This window comes from Microbacterium sp. K36 (genome assembly GCF_004794355.1).
GTDB lineage: Bacteria > Actinomycetota > Actinomycetes > Actinomycetales > Microbacteriaceae > Microbacterium > Microbacterium paraoxydans_D.
Map to the genome: position 1 here is coordinate 89,495 of NZ_SSDN01000101.1, position 20,670 is coordinate 110,164.

The window sequence follows — 20,670 nt, forward strand, 5'->3', positions numbered from 1 at the left end:
GGGGTGGGGGCTTGCCACAAGGGCCCCCTCACGGGGCAGAATCGACGGCTCGCGTGCCCCCGCATGCCCTCGCGAAGGAGACCTCCGGTGCTCGACCCCTTTGTCCTGTCCGCCGACCAGGCGGCGAAGTCCGCGGATGACCTCATCGCTGCCGACCGCGCCCACCTCCGACGCCTCAGCGTCGCCCTCCGCCGGGAACGCGACGCCCTGACCGCTCGTCTCGCCCTCGTGCGCCGGCAGGCCGCGGAGGCCGGCGTCACGGCGGTCGATCGCGACCTGGAGATCCGCCGCCTCAGCGCGACGCTGCGCCTGCGGGAGCGCTTCGGCATCGACATGTGTCTGGGGCGGATGACCCCCGCGGCAGGACCACCGGTATACATCGGTCGCGCCGGGGTGTCCGACGCGGACGGCACCCGCCTGCTGGTCGACTGGCGGGCTCCGGCCGCGGAACCGTACTTCGCGGCGACCTGGGAAGACCCCCGGGGCCTCCTCTCCCGGCGACGGTACCGGTGGAAAGGTGGCAGGATCACGGATTACTGGGACGAGGCCCTGGCGCCCGAGGGTCTCGACGGCGCTGCCTCCCTCGACGACCAGTCCGCGTTCCTCGCGAGCCTCGATGCGTATCGCACCGGGCGGATGCGCGACGTGCTGGCGACCATCCAGGCGGATCAGGACGCCATCGTGCGCGCCCCTTCCCCCGGCGCTCTCGTCGTGGACGGCGGTCCCGGTACCGGCAAGACGGTGGTCGCGCTGCATCGGGCGGCGCACCTCCTGTACGCCGAGCCGCGGCTGACGAACGGAGCCGGGGGCATGCTCCTCGTGGGGCCGAACCCGCAGTACCTCGGCTACGTGGAGGACGTGCTGCCGAGCCTCGGGGAGGACACGGTGAGGTTGTGCACCCTGCGCGACCTCACTCCCGAGGGCGCGGACGCCATCCCGGAGGCGGATCCCCGGGTGGCTGAGATCAAGCAGCGCCTCGACTCGGAGCAGGTGATCGCCGCGGCGATCTCGGCGCTGACCCGGCCGCCGACGCACGCTCTCCGCCTCGAGACACCGTGGGCCGATCTCTGGGTGAGCCGAGAGGACTGGGCCGATCTGTTCGCCGCCGCGGATCCCGCGTCCCCGCTCAACGAGGCTCGCGACGAGGTGTGGGAGGAGGTGCTGGAGATGCTCGTCGACCAGGTCCGCGACCCGGAGATCCCGGAATCCTCGATCCGCCGGTGGCTGCGGCAGGACGACGAGCTCACGGGGACGTTCCGGCGGGCGTGGCCGCTCCTGTCCCCGGCCGCGGTGGTCACCGCTCTCTGGGCATCGCCGACGCTGCTCGCGCAGTGCGTCCCGGACCTCCCGTCCGAGGAGGTCGCCCTGCTGCACCGGGTCGAGGGGGCGCCGTGGACAAATGCCGATCTTCCGCTGCTCGACGCCGCACACCGCCGGATCGGCGACCCCGACCTCGTGCGCGAGCAGCACCGCCGACAGGTCACGGCCGCCGCGGCGGAGGAACAGATGTCCGCGGTCGTCGACCGCCTCGTCGAGAGCGACGACAGCGAGATGAAGGTGATGTCCATCCTGCGGGGTGAGGATGCGCGGAACGTCCTCGCCGGAGCGGACGTGCCTCCCCCGCTCCCGGCGGACGAGCTCGCGGGCCCCTTCGGGCACATCGTCGTCGACGAGGCGCAGGAGCTCACCGATGCGCAGTGGCGCATGCTGATCGCGCGGTGCCCCTCTCGCAGCTTCACCGTCGTCGGCGACAGGGCCCAGGCACGGAGAGCGTTCCCGGAGTCCTGGGCGGATCGCCTCGAACGCCTCGGCCTACGGAACGTGCGGGTCGCCTCGCTCCGGGTCAACTACCGCACTCCGGCCGAAGTGATGGCGCTGGCCGCACCGACCATCCGCCAAGCGCTGCCCGACGCCAATGTCCCGACGTCCGTGCGGGAGAGCAGCATCCCGGTCCGGCACGGCGCGGTGGCCGAGCGCGACGAGGTGCTGGAGGCGTGGCTCGCGGCGAACCCGGAGGGAGTCGCCGCGGTCGTCGGCGACCCCACCTTCGCGCCGAGTCGTCGGGTCCGGGTACTGACGCCGGAGGAGACCAAAGGACTGGAGTTCGACCTCGTGGTCCTCGTGCGCCCGGAGGCATTCGGCTCCGGGCGCACGGGGGCGGTCGACCGCTATGTGGCGATGACCCGCACGACGCGCGAACTCTTCATCTTGCGCTGAGCAGTCGTGGAGCTTCAGACGTCGTCCGGGTCGCCGCCGTCGGTGATGGTGCCGGTCGGCTCGCTCTCCTCGATCTCATGGCGGGCACCGTGCTCGGAAGCCAGTGCTTCCCCCTCCTCGATCGCCTCGTCACGGCTGGTGTAGCTGCGGGAGAGTTCCGGCGCGCCCTCCACCTCGTTGACCCAATGGCCGTTCTTCGACCGGGTGACGATCGTCGTGATGGCCATCAGACGTCCCCCGGCCCCAGGTCGCCCTGGCCTTCTTCGCCGAGATCGGCGAGAACCGGATCCTCCCCCTGGCTCTCGGGCTGCGGGGTGGAACCGGGCAGGTCCTCCGCCGGCACCTCGTCGTCGGGATCGGGGATCTCGTCGGGATCACGGCCGGTGGCGGTCGATGCCTCCAGATCCTCCGGTGCCGCACCGTCGTCGAGGGCTTCCGTGCGCTCCCATTCCGTCTGCGCGGGATCGTTGCCGGGGTCGGCCTCGGTGGTCGCGTCGCCGTCGCGCAGCGGCTGGCCGCCGACGTCGTCGGGTGTCGATTCCATGTCTCCTCCTTCGATCGGGCTGCCCCCAGTCTCCCGGCCGGAACCGGACTCGCCGAGGGGCTTGAGGAGACCTCGCCGAGCAGCTAGGTTCCGAAGCTTCGTGGGACCCGGCGTCAGTTGCGCCCGGCCATCACGCCGCCATCGGCATCCCAGACTGCCCCGGTCACCCAGCCCGCGCGGTCGGACAGCAGGAACGCGGCGACCTCGGCGATGTCCTCGGGGGTTCCCACGCGGCCGAGCGGGTGGAAGGCGTCGAAGCTCGACACGACCCCGTCGACCTCGTCCTTCGGGATGAACCCCTCGTAGATGGGTGTGCGTACGACCGCGGGAGCGATGGCGTTCACGCGGATGCCGTGCGACGCGAGCTCCATCCCCAGGTGCTGCGTGAGCGAGTGCAGACCGGCCTTGGCCATCGAGTACGCCGAGGACGGCGTCGCTGCCACGGCCTGGTGCGCCCACATCGAGCCGAGGTTGACGACGGCTCCGCCGCGGCCCGTCGCCACCATGCCGGAGACCACCGTCTGGGTGACGAAGAAGGTCGCCCGGTTGAGGTCGAGATACGCGTCGTAGTCGGCCTCGGTGTGCTCGAGGAACGGCTTCGGTGCGAACACGCCCGCCGCGTTGACGAGGAGGTCGGCACCGGCGTGCTCGGCGGCGAGCCGGGCCCGGAGTGCTTCCACGCTCGCGAGGTCCGTCAGATCGGCCTGCAGGGTGGTCGCCTCGATGCCCTGGTCGACGAGGGAGACGCGCGCCGCCTCCAGCTTCTCCTCGCGTCGACCGACCACGACGACCGCGGCCCCCTCGCGTCCGATCCGCTCGGCGATGGCGAGACCCATCCCGCTCGTGCCCCCGATCACGATCGCGGTGCGTCCGGTGAATTCCTTGTCGAGCTCGGCCATGGTGCGGCTCCTCTCCGTCCTGGACGGCGGGTGCCGTCGCTCCTCCACGCTACGAAGCGGGAGCCGTGTGGAGTAGACGAGGGAACGTGATCGAGTGATAACGCCTGTTTATGAGTCGACGGCAGCCGGGTCCAGGGAGAGCGCGGCGGTGAGGTCGGCCAGATCGTGGGCGAGCGGGGAGGAAGGGTCCCAGACCGCCTCGTAGAAGATCTCCACGTCCATGCCCCGTTCACGCAGCGGGCGGTGCGGCGCGTCCGGGGAGGCGAGCTTCGAGCGCGGGATGACCGCCGTGCCCAGGCCCAGCTTCGCCCATTCCTCGAGCACTCGATATGTCGCCGCCTCGCCGTCGTAGGCACTCAGCGGCACGTCATTCACGGCGAAGAGGTCGGTGGTGAAGGTCGTCAGCCCGCACGTGTCCGGCATCAGGATCAGGGGTGTGTCGGTGAGGTCGCTGAGCTCGACCGCGCCGCCCTGTGACGGCTCCTCGTCCACGACGACCACCGGCTCCGCATCGACGATGCGGTGCCGGAAGCGGGGCATCGGCGCGACGGAGGGGATGAGGATGAGGTCCAGCTCCCCGGCGGAGAGCTCGCGCCGCAGGTCGGCGACGTTCGCCTCGCGGAGGACGAGCTGCCGCGGCGCCGGCGGGGCGGGAAGCGCGCACACGGCCGTGTAGGCGCGCGCGACGATGGCCGGATTCATGAGCGGCGAGACGCCGACCCGCACCCGAGCGTCAGCCGACCGGTTCCAGCGCGCGGCTTCGGCGGCGACCTGGTCCACGGCAAGGAGCGCGCGGTCGATGACCGGGAGGAGATGTGCGCCGAACGCCGTCGGGACGACTCCACGGGGCGAGCGCTCGAACAGGCGCTCCCCCAGGCGGTCCTCCAACTTGGAGATCCCGGTGGAGAGGGCCGGCTGCGTCACGCCGTAGGCACGCGCGGCGGCACCGAAGGAGTGCGTCTCCGAGACGGCCTGTGCATAGCGGAGGGCTTCGAGGCTCACGCGGTCGCTCATAGCCCGACGTTATCACCGGACGACGGCTGATCGGGCCGTTCGCGTCGGTCGCCGTCGGTCAGGCGTAGCCGAGATCGGGAGCACCCACCCAGAAGAGGCCGTCCCTCGCACCGGCCGGGAGCAGGCCTTCTATCCATTCCGCGACGACCACGAGGACGGCCTCCTCCAGGCGATCCCGCGTCCATCCGCGCGGGCGCGAGGGCACCGCGGGCTCCCAGCCGTCCGCGCTCCACTCCACCCCGAACAGGTGGCGCTGGTCGTCGAACCGCCGGTCCAGGTCGAAGGCATCGGCTCCGTCGAACCGCGCCCAGACGTCGAAGGGGCCCTCGCCGTCCTGGTCGACGAAGACGTCGATGAGGATCGCTTCCACACCGCTCTCCGCTTCGACGGCGGCCCGATGCAGGTCCCCCAGCGCGGCGGCGACGCGCTCGCTCTCCCCGTCGAGCACGGTGCGCAGGGCGCGAGCGTAGGACCCGGTGCCGTCCCCCTCCTCTGCTGCCTCCGGAGCGCTCATGGGAGGTGTCAAGCCTCCGAGTCGATGAGCTCGAGGAGCTTCCGCAGCTCGTCCCTGATCTCCGTGTGGTCATACTGCCCGGCGCGGCTCTCCCCCGAGATCACGCCGGAACGACGCACCTTCCGGAAGTCGCCGAACGGAAAGCTGTACGCCTTCTTCGTCTCGAGGTTCTCGCTCTTGTCGATGCCGAGGTGCCAGTGGGCGAACTCCGTCCACCCGTGCTCGTCGATGAAGCGGTTCTCTTCTTCGGCGCTGGGCGCCGCCTCGGACCAGTCGTCGCGTTCGTCCCGCACGACCTTGCCGTCGCGGACGAGGGAACGCGCGAGCTTCAGCGCCGGTCGGTTCAGTTCGATAGCCATGACTCCGACGTTAGGACGCGAGGCTGTGGCGTCGCACCCCCTTGACCAGACAGCCGCGCTCACAGTCCGACAGCCGTTGCAATGCCCTCCGATGCCCAGACCTCGGGGTTGTGGGTTGCGCCGTGGCTCCAGAGGTTCTGCTTCACGACGTACTCGACCACGTTCCCGGCGGGAGGAAGCTTCTGCGATGCGCGAGCAGCCGTGAGAACGATGTCGAAAGGGAGACGGACGTCAACGACGCGACGGACGGCACTCAGCATCCGTCTGTGGTGCGCATGCACGGGCGCACTCAAGAACACGACTTCATCGATCGTGGAACCTGCGTTGACGGCCCGGGCGATGATCTCGCCGCCGTAGCTGTGCCCGAACACCGTGCCGAGTCCGTCGGCGCCACCGACAGCTTGCACCCAACGAACGAACCTGTTTCCGCCGATGGCCCGCTGGTTCGTGCTGTAAGCCCCCGACCATGAGAACTCCTGACCGCCGGCATAGAGAGCGGGCCGAATCCCTGAAGCGATGTACCGGTGGAAGTCGCCGCCGGGATACCACCATGCGCCCTTCCACCCCCATGTACCGTGCACCATCGTGGAAACGAGGGTGGTCTCTCCGGCAGGTGCGGCCGGTGCAGCAGACGGTGGCGAGGGCGCCGCACCCCCAGGCAGGTTCAGGTACGAGGCGAAGGCCAGCTCGCGCACGATAGGGTCAGCCGACCGCTCAGCGATTTCTACCCGCACTTGTGCAAGGAAGCGCACCGCCGCCGACAAGCTGGCGGGATCCGCATCCTTGCCCACCTCGCCAAGCCAGTATGAACAGTAGCGTTGCCAGGCTTCGCCATCCCACGGGACGGTCGCGGCCGCCTCGCCGTCCTCGTCCGGGAAAGGCACGAACTCCAGCAGGGGGTCGGTGAACCGGAGCGAATCGATGTGGCGAGTCAAGAACCGATACGGCCATCCTCGCCAGCCGGCCGCCGGTGATGGTGCTTCCGGCGGAGGGACAGACGTAAGCACAGCCGACGCTGCCGTGACGGACTCCCGTTCCAGGGCGCTCCCGAGACCGGCCGCGAGGAACGCGAGGCGGGCATCGAGCCTTGCCTCCGTGTTGAGTGCGTTGAAGGCGGTGTATCGAAGTTCCGTGAGTTCCATGCCCGGGCGGTAGCTCTCGAAGAAGAACTCCGCCTCCTGGCCGGCACGCTCTCCTGCCACGGAGTCACGCGTGCGCATGAGCTCCGGGTTGAGGCCGAACTGCACCAAGTGCTCGGTCGCAACCACTCCGTCGCTTGCCTGGCTGTCTTCCCGCACCGGCCCCAGAGGTGCCATGAGCGCGAAGCGTGAGGCATTCGTGCCCTCATACTCCGTCGTCGGCGCGATCGTCTCCGGACCCTGATGAACCGTAAAGGCCGCGAGTTCTTCGTCCACGACACTCCTATGCTCCGTACAGCCGACTTTCCCCGACGGTAGCAGCGGAGGCCACCCGCACCCAGGCCGAGCCGACAAGGCCTGTCATCAATGCTGCCCGTTCTTCCGAGAACCGTGGACTCCTGCTCATCTTCCGGACATGCAGAAGGCCCGGAGACTCTCGCGGGTTTCCGGGCCTTATCTGGTCGGGCTGACAGGATTTTAACCTGCGACCCCTTGACCTGGAGTCAACTACGACCGCGACATCCCCATCCACGTCCATGCCGCGAGCAAACCGCAACGCCTCCTCTTGGCAGCAGAACCACCCGGCGACGCGCGGCGCATCGTCAGCAGGCTCTCGACCCTCACTGTCTCCTAGCGGACGATGCCCGTTCGCAACGTCCTGAGGAACTACAGCTAGCGCCGGCGTAGAACGGACCCCCAAGCTGTACTGACCGGGGCGTTGGTCAATCGTGAGAAGGGCCGCTCGTTGCCGCAGGCGGCGTGCGGCCGCTGCTGGTTGTACTGGTGCAGCCAAGCGACGTGCGCGTCGCGGCGCTCAGTTTCGGACGGGTAGCAGCGGGCATAGGCCCAGCCGTCGGCCATGGTCCGGTGAAAGCGCTCCACCTTGCCGTTGGTTTGCGGACGGTAGGGACGCGTGAACCTCGGTCGGATCGACAGCGCCTCGCATGTGTCCCGCCACAGGAGCGATCGGTATGCGCTGCCGTTCTCCGACAGCACCCGCTCGATCGTGACGCCACGCCCAGCGAACCAGTCGCCGGCGCGGCGCTGCCACCGCCGCGGCGGTGGCAGCGGTATCGTCATCATGGACTTCCGTGTACGCCACGCGGGAGTGGTCGTCGATGACGGTGTGGACGTAGGCGTAGCCAAGCTTCGGGCTGCCGAATCGACTACGTGGTTTGTCGGGGGTGCTGGCCCTGTTCCGCCAACCTTGCTTGCGGCCGACGTAGCGCCAGCGTCCGTCGTCGGGGATGTTCCCGACCTTCTTCACGTCAACGTGCACCAACGAGCCCGGGTGCGCGTGCTCGTAGCCGCGGCCCAGCTCACCCGTTGCCCGGTCGAGGTGCTACAGCCGGCTCAGCCGCGTGGTGGTGAGGATACGGTGCACCGTCGACGGCGCGATGCCCAGTCGGGTGGCGAGTTGAACGGGTCCTTCCCGCAATCGAGTTCGCAGGCTCACGCAGCGCGTCGTCACCTGCTTGCCCGTCCTGTGCGGCGACGTCCTGGGGCGTGATGATCGGTGGTGCATGGACTCGGCGGCGAGCTAGCGGTCGACCCATCGCTTCACGGTCGGCCAGGAGACTTGGAACCGGGCGGCGACCTCGCTGATCGGCCATCCGTCCTGGACGACGAGAAGGGCCACCTTGAGCCTGTGGCGGGGGGTCAATGCAGCGTTTGGGTGCGACATGGGAGTGGCCCTCCTGGACCAGGGCCGCCCAAGAGGGCCGAGTTTCGAATGCGACACGACCGAATGATCGTGTGGGGACAGGTCCTCAGAGGTCGAGCAACGGCACGAGGGCGCGAGCAAACTCCGCCGGTTTCGCGCTTGCGCCCACGTGATTGCCAGGCATTTCGATCAGAGGCTGACGCAGCAGATCAGCCAGGGCGCAGGCCGCGCGACGGGCCATCTGGTGATGGCTCAGCGAGCCGGCGCACACCGTCAGCCTGGCTCGACGCAGGCCCTCGATGTCGGGCTCGTAAAAGACGCTGGGCCCTGCCATCTGGCCAAGGAAGTAGCGGTTCTTGTCGAGTTCTTCGGCCGGCAGCTCCGGCAACGCGATATGCGTGGGAGGCACCTCATCCGGACCTGTGCGGTGGGCGGCGCCGCTGAGGTCGAAGAACTCTTGCACGGCTCGCTGGGGATCAGTTGTCGCGACAGCGAACGCTGACGAGGCGCGGTCGGCGAGGGAGTCATCGTCCAGGAGCGTGATCAGGGGCGGCTCGTGCAGCACGGCGGACCCGACGAGGTCGGGATGCTGCTTGGCCAGTTCGAGCAGAGTCACAGCCCCGCCGCTGGTGCCGACGAACGTAGCAGGCGCACCAGTGAACGTGTCGACCAGTGCGGCAAGGTCTTCAGCGAGGACCTCGGGCGTGGGTGCGGCCATTCCGCGCGTCATGCGACTGGCCCCGATGCCGCGGGGATCATGGGTGACCACGGTGAACTGCCCCGCGAGCTCGTCCGCGAGAGCGGCGAATCCCCCTCGCCCTGCCGGCGCGCCGACGAGGAAAAGTAGCGGCCCCTCGCCCCGGACGCTATAGGCGATCGTCGTATCGGATCGCTTGAGAACTTCCGGCAAGTTGGTGGTCTGATCGGTGTAGTCCTCAATCTTCCGGGCGATCACCTCGAGAGCACGGTCCAGCGCCTCACGGCGATCCTCGACGCGACGGCGATGCGCCGTGAGCAACTCCAGCCGCAACCGCGACGGGTCGGCGACCTCGACATCAGCGCCGGTGAATTGCGCGATGTCCGCCAGCGGCATCCCTGTCTCACGCAAGTGAACCAGCATGCGGATCAAGTCAACATCGGCCGCGACATACTGACGACGCCCAGCAGTGTCACGCCGAGGGGCAGGCAAAACCCCCTGTCGCTCGAAGTACCGCAACGTGTCGGGATCGAGACCGGTCCGCGCGGCCACCTCCCCAATACCAAACTTTTCTTCTTGCTCACTCATGGTGCAAGCCTCGAACCTGGACCCCGGTTCAGGTCAAGCGAGGACCCTCGGGAGCGCGGCCTGAGTCCGAACTCAACCAACGTCTCCGGTCAGTACACCTAGCGCCCGACTGGATGGACCCCCTGTTGGATGCCGCTGAGGGCGTTCCGCCCAGGCTTGTAGGCGTCGTCGAGGCGGTTCGACGCCCGTTGAGACAGTCCTCCTCCGTCGTTGGCATCCTGGCTCCTTTAAGTTGCCGTCGTTCTCTTTATGCACTCACGGGTCTGGAAGGAGGATCGTGGCGAGGTTGACGCGTTGCTGACCGTCCTCCCGTTCCGTCAGGTAAGGGGTCAGTAGGTCGGCGAGGCTGGCCTGGATCGTTGCGAGATCCTCCCTGTTCACGTACAAGGGCGTTCGGGCGAATCCGACCAGCTCGCGGGCTTCGGGGGAATCCGCATCGAGGAAGCGATCGAAGTCACCCGTGACGTCTCCCAGGAAGGTCAGGAAGGCAGCGCTCAGCTGCGCGCTGCTCATCGCAGAAAGCTCGGCGTGGTCAATGGCGGCCATCCGGTCGCCCAGCGCCAAGGTTCGCTCGATCGCGCCACGAGATCTGCGCTCATCGACCACGGCGACAACCTTGGCATCGAGGAGGGCAGCCACATGTCGGTAGAGCGTGGCCTGCGGGATATCCGGGAGCGCCTCGCGCAACTGCGCCGTCGTGCGGTTGCGACCACCCAGCTGCTGGATGATCCGTAATCGCACCGGGTGCAGCACGACCTCTGCCAGAGCAGTATTGTCCGGCACCTTGACTCCTCACTGTTATCACGCTGATAATGTTCTCAGTACGATTCTATTCTAGCGATCGAGGAGAGCACGATGACGAACATCACATGCGACCGAACGGGAGTGCACGTGCAGTTTCCCGGCTGGGAGGCGACGATGACGGGCTTATCGAAGCTGTCGATTCCGAGGTCGGCAATCCGTGGGGTAGCGACCGAGCAGGGATGGATTTCCGAGATCCTCGGGATGAAGTCCGGTCTCGTCATCTCTGGCTACCGCAAACTGGGCACGTTCAGGCACCCTTCGGGACTGCGGCGCCTGGTCTCGATGAAGCGCGGGCTCCCGCTGCTGCGGATCGCGGTCGACCGGGCGGCGGTCGGGTTCGACGAGATTCTCCTGAGCACCGATGCTGCAGAGTCGATCGCGGCAGACCTCCGATCGGACGTGCACTCTTGAACGCTGCGATCGAGGTAGAGGCGCTCTCAAAACGTTTCGGGGCAGTCGTTGCGCTCGAAGACGTGAGCTTGAAAGTCGAGTACGGGCGCGTCGTCGGGTTCCTCGGGCCCAATGGGGCAGGGAAATCGACGTTAATGCGCGCACTACTCGGCCTGGTCCGCTCAGACAGTGGTGAGGCGCACATCGCCGGATTGCCCTACGTCCACCTGCCTGCGCCCGCGAAGACGGTGGGCGCGGTCCTGGACATTGCCTCGGCGCATCCACGCGTGACGGCACGCGCTCACCTTCACACGTACGCGGCACTCGGAGGAATGGACCGGTCGCGGGTCGAGACCGTGTTATCCCTAGTGGGGGCACAGTCGTACGCCGATCGTCGGATCGGCACCTTCTCCACCGGGATGCGCCAGCGCCTCGCGCTGGCTACCGCGATGCTCGGCGGCCCGGACATCCTCGTGCTCGATGAGCCGTCGAACGGTCTGGACCCGAGCGGAATCGCCTGGCTCCGCACATTCCTGCGCGAGTTCGCCGATGCTGGCGGCGCTGTACTGCTCTCGAGCCATGTGCTTCATGAGATCGAGCACACGATCGACGACGTCATCCTCATCGACCAGGGCCGCACCGTCTGGGCGGGCGCACTCGAACGACTCCTGGCGCAAGATGCTCCCCTCGAAGAAGCCTTCCTGCGCCTCACGCAAAAAGGACCCCTCTCATGAACGTCGTCTACGGCGAAGTCCTGCGACTGCGCGCGACCGGAGTAGCACTGTGGTCGGCACTGGTTGCGCTAGCGTGCGGTGGCGGATTGACGCTTCTCCTTGCGCTCACCGGACCGCAGAACGCCCAGCCTCCTATGCCGGATATCGATACCCCCGAAGGCGTGGGTTTCGTGCTCGGCATCGGAACCGTGCTTCTGTTCGTCCCCGCGCTGATCGGGACAATCGCGATCGCAAGTGAGTATCGACACCGCACGATCGGCACGACGCTCCTCGTCGTTCCTCGACGGGATCGAGTACTCACGGCCAAGCTCGCCGTATACACGATGCTGGGCATCGTCTATGGAATGATCACATCCCTGTCGGCCCTGCTCGCCCTGATCGTCGCAACATGGACGCGAGGTATACCGCTGGGCGTCGATGTGGCGGACCTGACACCGGCACTCATACAGCTCAGCCTCGCCGCTGCCGCCTACATGCTGCTCGGAGTGGGGGTCGGCGCGTTGGCCCGTTCACCCTTCGTCGCGATCGGCGTCGTGCTCGGCTACTTCCTGTTCGTCGAGTACGTCCTGATGATGGTTCCCGGCGTCAATGTGATCTACCCGTTCCTGCCGGGCGGCGCAACGGCATCGCTGACGAGTTTTGACTTCCTCACCGGCGCGATCGCGAGCCAGACAGCACTGACGCCTGCGACGATGGTCTCACCCATGCTCGGCGCTGCGATCCTCCTGGCATACGCGGTCATCGCGGCGATTCTCGCCGTCTTCGCTCCCCTTCGGCGAGACCTGAGATGACCGGAGCCGGGGTCTCGCCGAACGGGAGCCGCTATGGCTGCGCATACGCGCTCGCGTAATCCTCACTGGGTGCCACAGGCTGGATGATGTCGAGCAGGACACCGTCGGGGGCGGCAACGATGAAGTGCCGCTGGCCGAAGTCCTCATCGCGAAGCGGCAACACTACGTTCACCCCTGTTCTGCCGGCCAGCTGCTTGTGGACGGCATCGACGTCGGTGACTTCGAGGTTGACGATCACCCCTCGGGGAAGCTCACGGTATTCGGCCGGCACCGTGGAGTGATCGTGAGCCAAGACTGCCAGCTCGAACTCGCCTAAGCGCAAGCTGACATACCAGTCGGATTCAAAAGTCGTCTCGAAACCCATGAAGTCGCGGTAGAAGGACGCCGCGGCGTCGACATCGCGAGACATGAGCACGGGATAGAGGCTGCTGACGGACATTGCACTCCTTTACGTACGATATGAATGTAACGAAGCCAGCATACATACACGCTGTACGTAAAGGAAGAGGACCATGCCCCGCGCCTCCGCGGCCGACGCCGCCCAGACAGCCCAACGCATCCTCGATTCGGCGAAGGAGCTCTTCTCAGCACGAGGCTTCGGTGAAGTCTCCGTCGACGACGTCGCCCGGGACGCCGGGGTCACGCGAGGAGCGGTCTACCACCACTACCGGAACAAGGTCGCACTGTTCGCCGAGGTCGTCGCCCGCCTCCAAGCCGACGTCGCACGAGCCGTCGTCACGGCAGCGGAGAATGCAGACCCGCAGCCTCTCGAACAGCTCAGGGCCGGGTCGCACGCGTTCCTCGATGCGATCACGAACGGGGCCGCCATGCGCATCCTGCTCATCGATGCACCTGCGGTGAGCGGCTGGCAGGAGTGGCGCCGACTCGACGCGGAGAATTCGGCGACTCATCTGCGAGAGGCACTACGCGAGGCAGGAGTTGCAGAAGAGATCCTCGATGCATCGACCGCGCAGCTCTCCGGCGCGATGAACGAGGCGGCCCTCTGGACGGCCCAACACGATGACACCGACCTGGCTCGCCGGCAGTCCCATCGGGTTCTCGACAGACTACTCACGGCCTATGTGTCGTAGACCCGACTCTGGGGCATGCGCGAGTTTCTCAGAGATTCGTGCGATGTCGCGGAGATCACGCGCGTCGAGCCGATCAGCGAAGCGGCGACGCACGGATTCCAAGTGCATGGCAGTCGCTCCGCGAAGGGTGTCGAGACCGAGGGGGGCGAGTACGAGCAGACAGCCGCGACCATCTGCCGGGTCGGGGTCACGGCGAATCATCTCCCGCGCTTCCATCCTGCCGGCGTGACGTGAGAGCCTGCTCCGTGACCACCCCATCTTCTGCGCCTGCGCGTGCAGCGTGCTCGTCATCTCCGGCGCTTCGACCAGGGTGCTGAGCACTTCATAGTCGGGCTCCGAGAGACCCGACGCTGCAAGGTCGTGCACCACACCGGCCTGCACTGCGATCGTCATGCGACGGAACGCGCGCCAGGCGACTTCCTCATCCTCGCTCAGCCAAGGCGCCGCCGACCCCATCCTTTTCGTTGACATGTAATCATTCTACGATCTACTGTCGATTACATGTCAACAAAATCACCTAGAGTCGTGGTCCTCACCTGCAGCACCAGGCCCGGAGCGATAGGCCCGGCGATCGCAGACTGGCTCCTGCGAACCCTCTCCTCCCCCGCTGACGCACTCGACGTCGAGCTTCAGCATGTGTCGTTGCGCGATCTCGATCTCCCGTTCTTCGACGAGGAGGAACACCCTGCTCTCGGCGCCTATCGAAACCCGCACACCAAAGCGTGGAGCAAGATCGTCGACGAGGCAGATGGCTTCATCGCGGTCACGCCTGAATACAACTACGGCATGCCCGCAACGCTCAAGAACGCCCTCGACTACCTGAGCCGTGAATGGGCATGGAAGCCCATGGGGTTCGTGAGCTACGGCAACACGTCGGCAGGCACCCGGTCCGTGCAGCACGCGAAGCAGGTGATAACGACGCTTCGTCTCGTCCCGCTCGGCTCGACCGTCGCCCTGCGCCTAAAAGACACGATCGATTCGACTGGGGTGCGTCCGAGTGCGCAGCTGACCGCGTCGGTGACCGTCTTGCTGGAGGAACTGGTCAGACTAGCTCACGCGCTCAAGCCCATGCGCGAGGCTGCACGACCCGGTATCGAAGTCGGGCCGTTGCCCGGTAGCTACACACGCCGGTTGACTCCCGACGATGCCCCGCATGTACTGGTGCTGCAGCGATGCTGCTGGGTCGACGAGGCGTTGACTAACGAAACACTAGGCCTCGCTCCGTTCACCGAGACCCTCGAAGATGTGCAGGCCTGGCTCACCGACTGGGAGAGCGTCGGTCTCTGGCTCCACGGCCGTCTCATCGGAATGGTTCGCGCTCGACGCACATCGCGAACAGGGCACATCGGCAGACTCGCCGTCGTTCCAGACCTCTACAGACGTGGACTCGGGCGTTGGCTCCTCCAGCAGGCGACGGATGCTCTCGCCAGCTCCTGCGACCGGATAGAGCTCAGTACCGGCTCGCACAGCGTGAAGAACATCCGTCTGTACACAAGCGAAGGATTCGTCCAGCAAACCGAGGATCGCGGAGGAACCGTCGAACTTGTCAAGCGTTTTTGAAGGGAGTTCCGGCGGACTGACACTCGGTTCCCTGATCACCGGTCAGAACGCTAGCAGCCATCCCGCGTCGCCCGATTGAGGAGTCGGCAGGCTTTCGAGGAGAGCTCTTGCCGCGGGAGTGGGGTTGAAGCTGCTCCAGGCGAGGTACTCGACACGCGGGGGGCCAGCGGCGACCGGGATCGTTCGAAGACCGCTGCCGCCGGCTGGGATGACGGCAAGGAGCCCGAGGACCGGCTGCTGGTCGGCCCGAAGGGCGGCGCACTCACGACCGCGACCGTGCGGGACGCGACGAACTGGGACCAGATCGTCAGCGATCTTGGTTTGCCCGATCTCACCCGGCACGGCCTCCGCCACAGCGGCGCGACCTGGATGGCAGACGCCGGCATCCCGCTGCACGTCCTCCAGGACATCCTCGGGCACGCCTCGGTGGAGACCGCCCGCGGATACCTGCATCCCGACGACCGCCACCTCGCCTCCGCTGCGGAGCAGGCCAACGCCTTCCTTGCCCGATCCGCCAAGGCCAGCAGACCGAGCCGGCGCGAGGCCTCGAGGTCACTGTGACGGGTAGCGAGGAGCCACGATCGGAGGCTCTGGTCCCCTTTTGGTCCCCTTATCCACAGGTTGGAGCCTGCGAACGCCCGAAACAGCCGTCCGTCGCCCGAGGAGACGCAGCGGCTCGTCGGCGAGGGGGACCAACAAAAACTCGTCCGAAGACATGACAAAGCCCTGATGAAAATGGCTTCTCATCAGGGCCTTATCTGGTCGGGCTGACAGGATTTGAACCTGCGACCCCTTGACCCCCAGTCAAGTGCGCTACCAAGCTGCGCCACAGCCCGTTGTTCTGCACTCTCGCGCAGGCAACTCCCCTATCTTAGCGGCACCGGAGGCCCTCTCGCGAACCGAGGCGTTGCGGGGTGTCGGAAGCTGCTTGTACCGTCGCCTGCATGTCGACGATCACGACCGCGCTGGCGACGACCGCCCGCTGGGATGACGTGCAGCACGCGCTCACCGGCGGCGGTGACGGGGCGAGCTGCCAGTGCATCTGGCCGGTACTGCCGAACAAGGACTGGAATCAGACCACCACGCCTCAGCGCACGGCGCTGTTCCGCGCCGAGATCGACGAGGGTCCCCCTCCGGGACTGGTCGCGTACGTCGACGGCGGGGCCGCGGGCTGGATCCGCATCGGACCACGCACCCGTCAGGCCCGGATCCCCCGCACCCGCATGATCGCCGCCTCGAGCACCGAGCCGTTCGACGACGAGTCCGTGTGGGCCGTCACCTGCTTCGTCGTCCGCAAAGAGCATCGGGGCACCGGACTCAACGCCGAGCTGCTCGACGCCGCGATCGCCTTCGCGCGGGAGTCGGGCGCCCGCCTCATCGAGGGGTATCCCGTCGACACCCGCGGCGAGAAGCAGCGCGCGAACGATCTGTACCACGGCACGATCGGGACGTTCCTCCGCGCGGGTTTCACGGAGAAGGCGGTGATGAAGCCGGGGCGCGTGCTCGTCGCCCTGGAAATCGCACCGAACGGGAGCGATAGCGTGAAGGCATGAGCGCCGCGAACTCCTCTCTCGATGATCCCGACCTCGGACCGCTCCATCGGGCGGCCTCCGAACTCGACGACGGCTCCGTCCTCACCCACGACTGGTTCGTCGGCAGCGTCGAGGTCGACGGCAGCACCTACGAGCTGATGGTCGAGGGCGCGTCGCCGGACGAGGTCGCGCCGCTGCTCCCCCGGCTGCGTACGGTCGTCGCCGCTCTCCCGGGCCTCCGCCGCGTCGCCTCGGATGCCGTGGTCACGACCTTCAGCACCGGCGCCCCAGACCCCAGCGAGCTCGACGAGGCGGCGGACGACCTGGACCTCGAGACCATCGAGGCCTCCGGCGACGGCACCGTCGTCCTCCACTTCACGGACTCCTGCGGCGAGCACTTCCCGGAGGGCTACTGGCCCGCCGTGCACCTCGATGCCGAGGGCGCCGTGGCCACGGTCACCGTCGAGTCCTGAGGCGGGCCGGTCCGATCGACCGCCTTCGGCGCGATATGCCCCTCCGGTCATACGATGGAGGGATGCAGCGCCGCACCCTTCCTCCCGCGATCGTGTGGGCGTTCGTCCCCTACGCCGTGGTCTCCGGCCTGCACGTCGTGCTTCTGGCGCTCGACCACGACCTCGCGGGTCCGACGAAGCTGCTGCTGATGCCGCTGCTCGCGGTGCCGGTCCTTGTGGCGGCGCGACGGATCCACCCACCCGTGACGGTGTCCCTCCTCCTCGTCGCCCTGCTCTTCTCCTGGCTGGGTGACGGCGCGCGCGCGCTGTTCCCCGCGGCACCCGAGCTTCCGCTCATGCTGGGCTTCTTCGGTCTCGCGCACATCGCCTACATCGTCCTCTTCGCCCGCCACCTGGCGCGTCGCCGGCTGCCGTGGTGGACGGCGATCTACGCCGCCTGGTGGCTCGCGATGATCCTCGTCCTCGGCCCGCATACGGGCCCGCTCCTCATCGGCGTCGCCCTGTATGGCCTGCTCCTCGCGGGCACCGCCGCGTTCGCCGCACGATGCCATCCGCTCGTCGCGACGGGCGGGGCGTTCTTCCTGGCGAGCGACACGATCCTCGCTTTCCGGCTCTTCCTTCCGGATGCCCTTCCGGCCTGGAGCAGCCCCGCCGTGATGCTCACCTATACGCTCGGCCAGGGCCTGATCGTCGCAGGCGCCCTCGTCTCCCTGCAGCGGAGGGCCGCCTGATGGTCGACAGCGCGCGGGTGGACAGCTGGCTCTGGGCGGTGCGCGTCTACAAGACCCGGTCCGCGGCGACCACCGCATGCCGCGCGGGGCATGTGCGCGTCAACGGCGACAAGGCAAAGGCCGCGCAGGCGGTCCGCGTGGGCGATGAGCTCCGCATCCGCATCGCGGGCTTCGATCGGATCCTGATCGTGCGCCAGATCCTCGTCAAGCGTGTGGGCGCGCCGCTGGCCGCCCTCGCCTACGAGGACCGGACGCCGGAACGGGAGCCGCAGGCAGCCCTCGGCGTCCGAGACCGCGGCGCCGGACGACCGACGAAGCGAGAGCGTCGGGACATCGACCGCCTCCGCGGACGAGGCGATATACAACACGACTGAACCCTTCCCGGATTCGAACATATGTTCTAAAATCGAGGTATGACGAACCAGCCGACCGCACCCCTCGATCTGGAGGAGCGGCAGCGCGTGCGAGACGCCTGGACGGAGACCCGTCGACGCATCGCAGCACTGGAGGCAGAGGCTGCGGAGCTCCTGGTCGCGCAGATCGCTTTCCATGATGAAGACGTGGCCGCGGCTCCGCACCACCGAGATGCCATCCACCGCTCGATGGTCGCCGAGTTCGCCACGGCGGCGCATCTTTCCACCGGCACCATGGAGTTCGCGTTCGCCGACGCTCTCGCCCTGAGTACCGCGCTCCCCCGCGTGCGAGAGGCCTTCCACACGGGGTCTCTGAGCTCCGCGCACGTGCGGGAGATCGCGCGGGCGAGCGCCGTCGTGGCCGAGGCCATCCGCAACCGCGTCGTCGCGCCCGAGACGATGGCGCTGTTCGAGACGGCGGTGCTCGTCGTCGCCGAAGCCGAGACCGCGGCGCGCACGCGGGTGCATGCCCGCCGCGTCGCCTCCGCCCTCGTCGGCGAGACGATCACGGAACGACACCGCCGCGCCGCGGACGAGCGCTGCGTCACGGTGCGATCGGTCGACGACGGCCTCGCTGTCCTGACGGCCATACTCCCGGAATGGGCGGCGGTGGCGATCGCCGACCGGCTGAGCCAGCTCACCCGCACCGTCATCCGGGCCCGTGATGCGGCTCTCGCGCGTGATTCGGGGACTGCGGACGCTGCGGGGTCGGACGAGAGGTCGGACGAGGCGACGCTTCGCCCGACCCTGGCGCATGACGACCTACTGACTGCTCACGGCGTCGCGACAGATCGCCCGTGCGGCGAGACTCGGTCGGACTCAACGATCTCCAGCGCCGATGGCGACACCTACGCTCTCGACCCCGAGGCGGAGGTGGCCCCTTCCGACACCCGCACCTGGAGCCAGGTGCAGGCCGACCTTCTGACCGATCTGCTCCTCACCGCCGATCCGAGCGCCGTCGAGGGCGAGGGCCTCGCCTGCGTGCGCGGGCGCCTGCAGGTGACCGTGGCGGCGACGACCCTCGCCGGACTCGACGACCGTCCGGCTGAACTGGACGGACACGGCGCTCTGCACCCGGACATCGCGCGGGCTCTCGCCGGTCGCGACGGGGGATGGACGCGGTTGTTCCTCGATCCGCACGGGCAGGTCATCGAGACGGACGCCTACAGCCCGACCGAGAGCATGCGCCGGCTGCTCCGGGCCCGCGATCAGCACTGCCGGTTCCCGGGGTGCCGCCAGCCGGTACACCGCTGCGACCTCGACCACACCTGGGATCACGCGAAGGGCGGCCCGACCCGCGTCGACAACCTCGCGCACCTCTGCCGCGGACACCATGTGCTGAAGCACCCCGATATCCCGGAGCCTCAGCGCTGGACGGTACGTCAGCATCCCGGCGGTGTTCTCGAATGGCGAAGTCCACTCGGCGCGGTCCACACCGATCACGCCCCACGTCGGGTCGCCTTCGTCTGAAGCGCGCCGCCATCACGACGACGGGTCATTCGAGCACCTGGATCCGCGGAGCGAAGCACCCGCGTCTTGCTCTAGGCGTCGAGAAGACGGAGGAGCCAGCCGCTCGAGCGCACCTGCGCCCCGGCGGCCTCGACGCGGGACTGCAGCTCGCGGTCACTGGTCACCGCGAGAACCGGCGACGTGCTCGCGATCCGGCGTTCGACCTCGGCCACGATCGCGTCGTCACCGGCGCCCTCCGCGCGCACGACGTCCAGGGCCAGGCTCGCGACGCCGGCTTCCGCGGCCGCGGCGTCCGCGCGTGATGCCCCCGCAGCGGCTTCCGCGATGTCCCGGGCGCGACCTTCCACGACGAGCGAGACCTCCGGGAACCAGGCGTCCCCGGCGAGCCCGAGGTCGTCAGCGGGCACCGACAGCCCGGTCAGACGATCGCGCAGTCGTGCCGCTGCTCCGGCGCGGTCCTTCCACCAGCCGTCCGGGACCGAGCCCACGACGTTGGCGGCGTCCACCACGACCACCGGATGCGCCGAGAGCTGCGCCCGCAGCAGCGGCCACGCCGCACCGAAGCCGGGGTGCAGCGGCAGCGCGTCCACGTCCTCGACGGGCACCCACGACAGCGCGACGCTCTCCGGGTCGCTGATCACGGGATCGAACGGCGTCCGCACATCGGCGACGACGGTGGTGTACGACCAGATGCCGAGGTCGAGCACGCTCGTGAAGCGCGGCCGCACCGCGCCATCCGGCACCCCCGCCTCCTCCTGCGCCTCCCGCACGGCACCGACGATGGCCGCTTCGCCCTCGTGCAGCGCGCCGCCGGGCAGGCCCCAGGTGCCGCCGAAGTGGCTCCACGCCACGCGATGCTGCAGCAGGATGCCGCGCTCCGGGTCGACGGCGAGGAGACCGGCGGCACCGAAGCGCCCCCAGTACCGCTCACCGGTGTCCGCGACCACCCAGGCATCGCCCGGATCGCGAGGCCCCTCGGGGCGACGCGGTTCACCGGCGGCGGGAGGTACGACAGTCACCCCCTCAGCTTTTCACAGCATCGGGGTT

General features: G+C 68.0%; 24 protein-coding genes, 1 tRNA gene and 1 pseudogene. 12 read left to right on the forward strand and 14 right to left on the reverse strand.

The window, feature by feature from the left end; translation table 11 throughout:
* Nucleotides 1-63: 63 nt before the first annotated feature.
* Complete coding sequence (gene helR, locus DW296_RS16135; protein ID WP_136053042.1) at nt 64-2,217, forward strand: RNA polymerase recycling motor ATPase HelR; 2,154 nt, start codon at nt 64-66, stop codon at nt 2,215-2,217.
* 14 nt (nt 2,218-2,231) lie between these two features.
* Here the strand turns inward: helR and DW296_RS16140 are convergent, their stop codons facing one another.
* From DW296_RS16140 to DW296_RS16185, 10 genes and pseudogenes are all read right to left on the reverse strand, one after another.
* Nucleotides 2,232-2,444: a DUF2188 domain-containing protein gene (locus DW296_RS16140; protein WP_136053043.1), complete on the reverse strand. Its 213-nt coding sequence runs from the start codon at nt 2,442-2,444 to the stop codon at nt 2,232-2,234.
* Nucleotides 2,444-2,761 (reverse strand): sugar ABC transporter ATPase, encoded by a 318-nt coding sequence (locus DW296_RS16145; protein WP_136053044.1) that lies wholly within the window; start codon nt 2,759-2,761, stop codon nt 2,444-2,446. The genes DW296_RS16140 and DW296_RS16145 overlap by 1 nt, the downstream gene beginning before the upstream one ends.
* Nucleotides 2,762-2,874: 113 nt before the next feature.
* Nucleotides 2,875-3,660, reverse strand: coding sequence for an SDR family NAD(P)-dependent oxidoreductase (locus DW296_RS16150; protein ID WP_136053045.1), 786 nt, complete (start codon nt 3,658-3,660; stop codon nt 2,875-2,877).
* Nucleotides 3,661-3,768: 108 nt separating this feature from the next.
* Entirely contained in the window at nt 3,769-4,674 is a 906-nt protein-coding gene (locus DW296_RS16155) for a LysR family transcriptional regulator (RefSeq protein ID WP_136053046.1), read from the reverse strand.
* A gap of 58 nt (nt 4,675-4,732) precedes the next feature.
* The gene (locus DW296_RS16160; RefSeq protein ID WP_205808038.1) at nt 4,733-5,188 is read right to left on the reverse strand and encodes a DUF6389 family protein; all 456 of its coding nucleotides are present in this window, start codon (nt 5,186-5,188) and stop codon (nt 4,733-4,735) included.
* Nucleotides 5,189-5,196: 8 nt separating this feature from the next.
* On the reverse strand, nt 5,197-5,547 hold the full coding sequence (locus tag DW296_RS16165) for a hypothetical protein (RefSeq protein ID WP_062764551.1): 351 nt from the start codon (nt 5,545-5,547) through the stop codon (nt 5,197-5,199).
* Between the two features lie 59 nt (nt 5,548-5,606).
* Nucleotides 5,607-6,962 carry an alpha/beta hydrolase gene (locus tag DW296_RS16170; protein ID WP_136053047.1) on the reverse strand — a complete coding sequence of 452 codons (1,356 nt, stop codon included), beginning with the start codon at nt 6,960-6,962 and terminating at the stop codon, nt 5,607-5,609.
* A gap of 396 nt (nt 6,963-7,358) precedes the next feature.
* A pseudogene (locus tag DW296_RS16175) lies at nt 7,359-8,370 on the reverse strand (IS481 family transposase).
* An 85-nt stretch (nt 8,371-8,455) separates the two neighbouring features.
* Complete coding sequence (locus tag DW296_RS16180) at nt 8,456-9,634, reverse strand: alpha/beta fold hydrolase (RefSeq protein WP_136053048.1); 1,179 nt, start codon at nt 9,632-9,634, stop codon at nt 8,456-8,458.
* Between the two features lie 255 nt (nt 9,635-9,889).
* Nucleotides 9,890-10,417, reverse strand: coding sequence for a helix-turn-helix domain-containing protein (locus tag DW296_RS16185; protein WP_136053049.1), 528 nt, complete (start codon nt 10,415-10,417; stop codon nt 9,890-9,892).
* Nucleotides 10,418-10,489: 72 nt separating this feature from the next.
* On the opposite strand from DW296_RS16185, the gene DW296_RS16190 reads away from it, so the two are divergent.
* From DW296_RS16190 to DW296_RS16200, 3 genes are read left to right on the forward strand one after another with little or no spacing between them, the layout of a single operon-like run.
* Nucleotides 10,490-10,849 carry a hypothetical protein gene (locus tag DW296_RS16190; protein ID WP_136053050.1) on the forward strand — a complete coding sequence of 120 codons (360 nt, stop codon included), beginning with the start codon at nt 10,490-10,492 and terminating at the stop codon, nt 10,847-10,849.
* Nucleotides 10,846-11,562, forward strand: a complete 717-nt coding sequence (locus DW296_RS16195) for an ABC transporter ATP-binding protein (RefSeq protein ID WP_136053051.1) — start codon at nt 10,846-10,848, stop codon at nt 11,560-11,562. Before DW296_RS16190 ends, DW296_RS16195 begins: the two co-directional genes overlap by 4 nt.
* A complete protein-coding gene (locus DW296_RS16200; protein ID WP_136053052.1) occupies nt 11,559-12,353 on the forward strand; it encodes an ABC transporter permease in 795 nt (264 codons plus the stop codon). The genes DW296_RS16195 and DW296_RS16200 overlap by 4 nt, the downstream gene beginning before the upstream one ends.
* 31 nt (nt 12,354-12,384) lie before the next feature.
* Here DW296_RS16200 and DW296_RS16205 read toward each other — a convergent pair whose 3' ends face one another.
* Nucleotides 12,385-12,792, reverse strand: a complete 408-nt coding sequence (locus DW296_RS16205; protein WP_136053053.1) for a VOC family protein — start codon at nt 12,790-12,792, stop codon at nt 12,385-12,387.
* Nucleotides 12,793-12,865: 73 nt separating this feature from the next.
* Between DW296_RS16205 and DW296_RS16210 the strand changes: the two genes are divergently transcribed.
* On the forward strand, nt 12,866-13,444 hold the full coding sequence (locus tag DW296_RS16210) for a TetR/AcrR family transcriptional regulator (protein ID WP_136053054.1): 579 nt from the start codon (nt 12,866-12,868) through the stop codon (nt 13,442-13,444).
* On the opposite strand, the gene DW296_RS16215 is transcribed toward DW296_RS16210, so the two are convergent.
* Entirely contained in the window at nt 13,421-13,915 is a 495-nt protein-coding gene (locus tag DW296_RS16215; RefSeq protein WP_136053055.1) for a MarR family winged helix-turn-helix transcriptional regulator, read from the reverse strand. The two genes, DW296_RS16210 and DW296_RS16215, sit on opposite strands and share 24 nt — an antisense overlap.
* 30 nt (nt 13,916-13,945) lie before the next feature.
* Here DW296_RS16215 and DW296_RS16220 point away from each other — a divergent pair, with 30 nt between their 5' ends.
* Both DW296_RS16220 and DW296_RS16755 read left to right on the forward strand, forming a co-directional pair.
* Nucleotides 13,946-15,004, forward strand: coding sequence for a bifunctional NAD(P)H-dependent oxidoreductase/GNAT family N-acetyltransferase (locus DW296_RS16220; RefSeq protein ID WP_136053056.1), 1,059 nt, complete (start codon nt 13,946-13,948; stop codon nt 15,002-15,004).
* A gap of 75 nt (nt 15,005-15,079) precedes the next feature.
* On the forward strand, nt 15,080-15,565 hold the full coding sequence (locus DW296_RS16755) for a tyrosine-type recombinase/integrase (protein ID WP_446724152.1): 486 nt from the start codon (nt 15,080-15,082) through the stop codon (nt 15,563-15,565).
* A gap of 198 nt (nt 15,566-15,763) precedes the next feature.
* Here DW296_RS16755 and DW296_RS16230 read toward each other — a convergent pair.
* Nucleotides 15,764-15,840, reverse strand: a tRNA-Pro gene (locus DW296_RS16230).
* Nucleotides 15,841-15,948: 108 nt separating this feature from the next.
* On the opposite strand from DW296_RS16230, the gene DW296_RS16235 reads away from it, so the two are divergent.
* The 5 genes from DW296_RS16235 to DW296_RS16255 all read left to right on the forward strand — a co-directional run bounded on the left by DW296_RS16235 (nt 15,949) and on the right by DW296_RS16255 (nt 19,623).
* Nucleotides 15,949-16,557: a GNAT family N-acetyltransferase gene (locus DW296_RS16235; protein ID WP_136053057.1), complete on the forward strand. Its 609-nt coding sequence runs from the start codon at nt 15,949-15,951 to the stop codon at nt 16,555-16,557.
* Entirely contained in the window at nt 16,554-17,009 is a 456-nt protein-coding gene (locus DW296_RS16240; protein ID WP_136053058.1) for a hypothetical protein, read from the forward strand. Before DW296_RS16235 ends, DW296_RS16240 begins: the two co-directional genes overlap by 4 nt.
* Nucleotides 17,010-17,071: 62 nt before the next feature.
* A complete protein-coding gene (locus DW296_RS16245) occupies nt 17,072-17,740 on the forward strand; it encodes a lysoplasmalogenase (RefSeq protein WP_136053059.1) in 669 nt (222 codons plus the stop codon).
* Nucleotides 17,740-18,114, forward strand: a complete 375-nt coding sequence (locus DW296_RS16250) for an RNA-binding S4 domain-containing protein (protein ID WP_025105136.1) — start codon at nt 17,740-17,742, stop codon at nt 18,112-18,114. Before DW296_RS16245 ends, DW296_RS16250 begins: the two co-directional genes overlap by 1 nt.
* Nucleotides 18,115-18,153: 39 nt before the next feature.
* A complete protein-coding gene (locus DW296_RS16255; protein ID WP_136053060.1) occupies nt 18,154-19,623 on the forward strand; it encodes an HNH endonuclease signature motif containing protein in 1,470 nt (489 codons plus the stop codon).
* 71 nt (nt 19,624-19,694) lie between these two features.
* On the opposite strand, the gene DW296_RS16260 is transcribed toward DW296_RS16255, so the two are convergent.
* Entirely contained in the window at nt 19,695-20,642 is a 948-nt protein-coding gene (locus DW296_RS16260) for an NUDIX domain-containing protein (RefSeq protein ID WP_136053061.1), read from the reverse strand.
* Nucleotides 20,643-20,670: the final 28 nt, after the last annotated feature.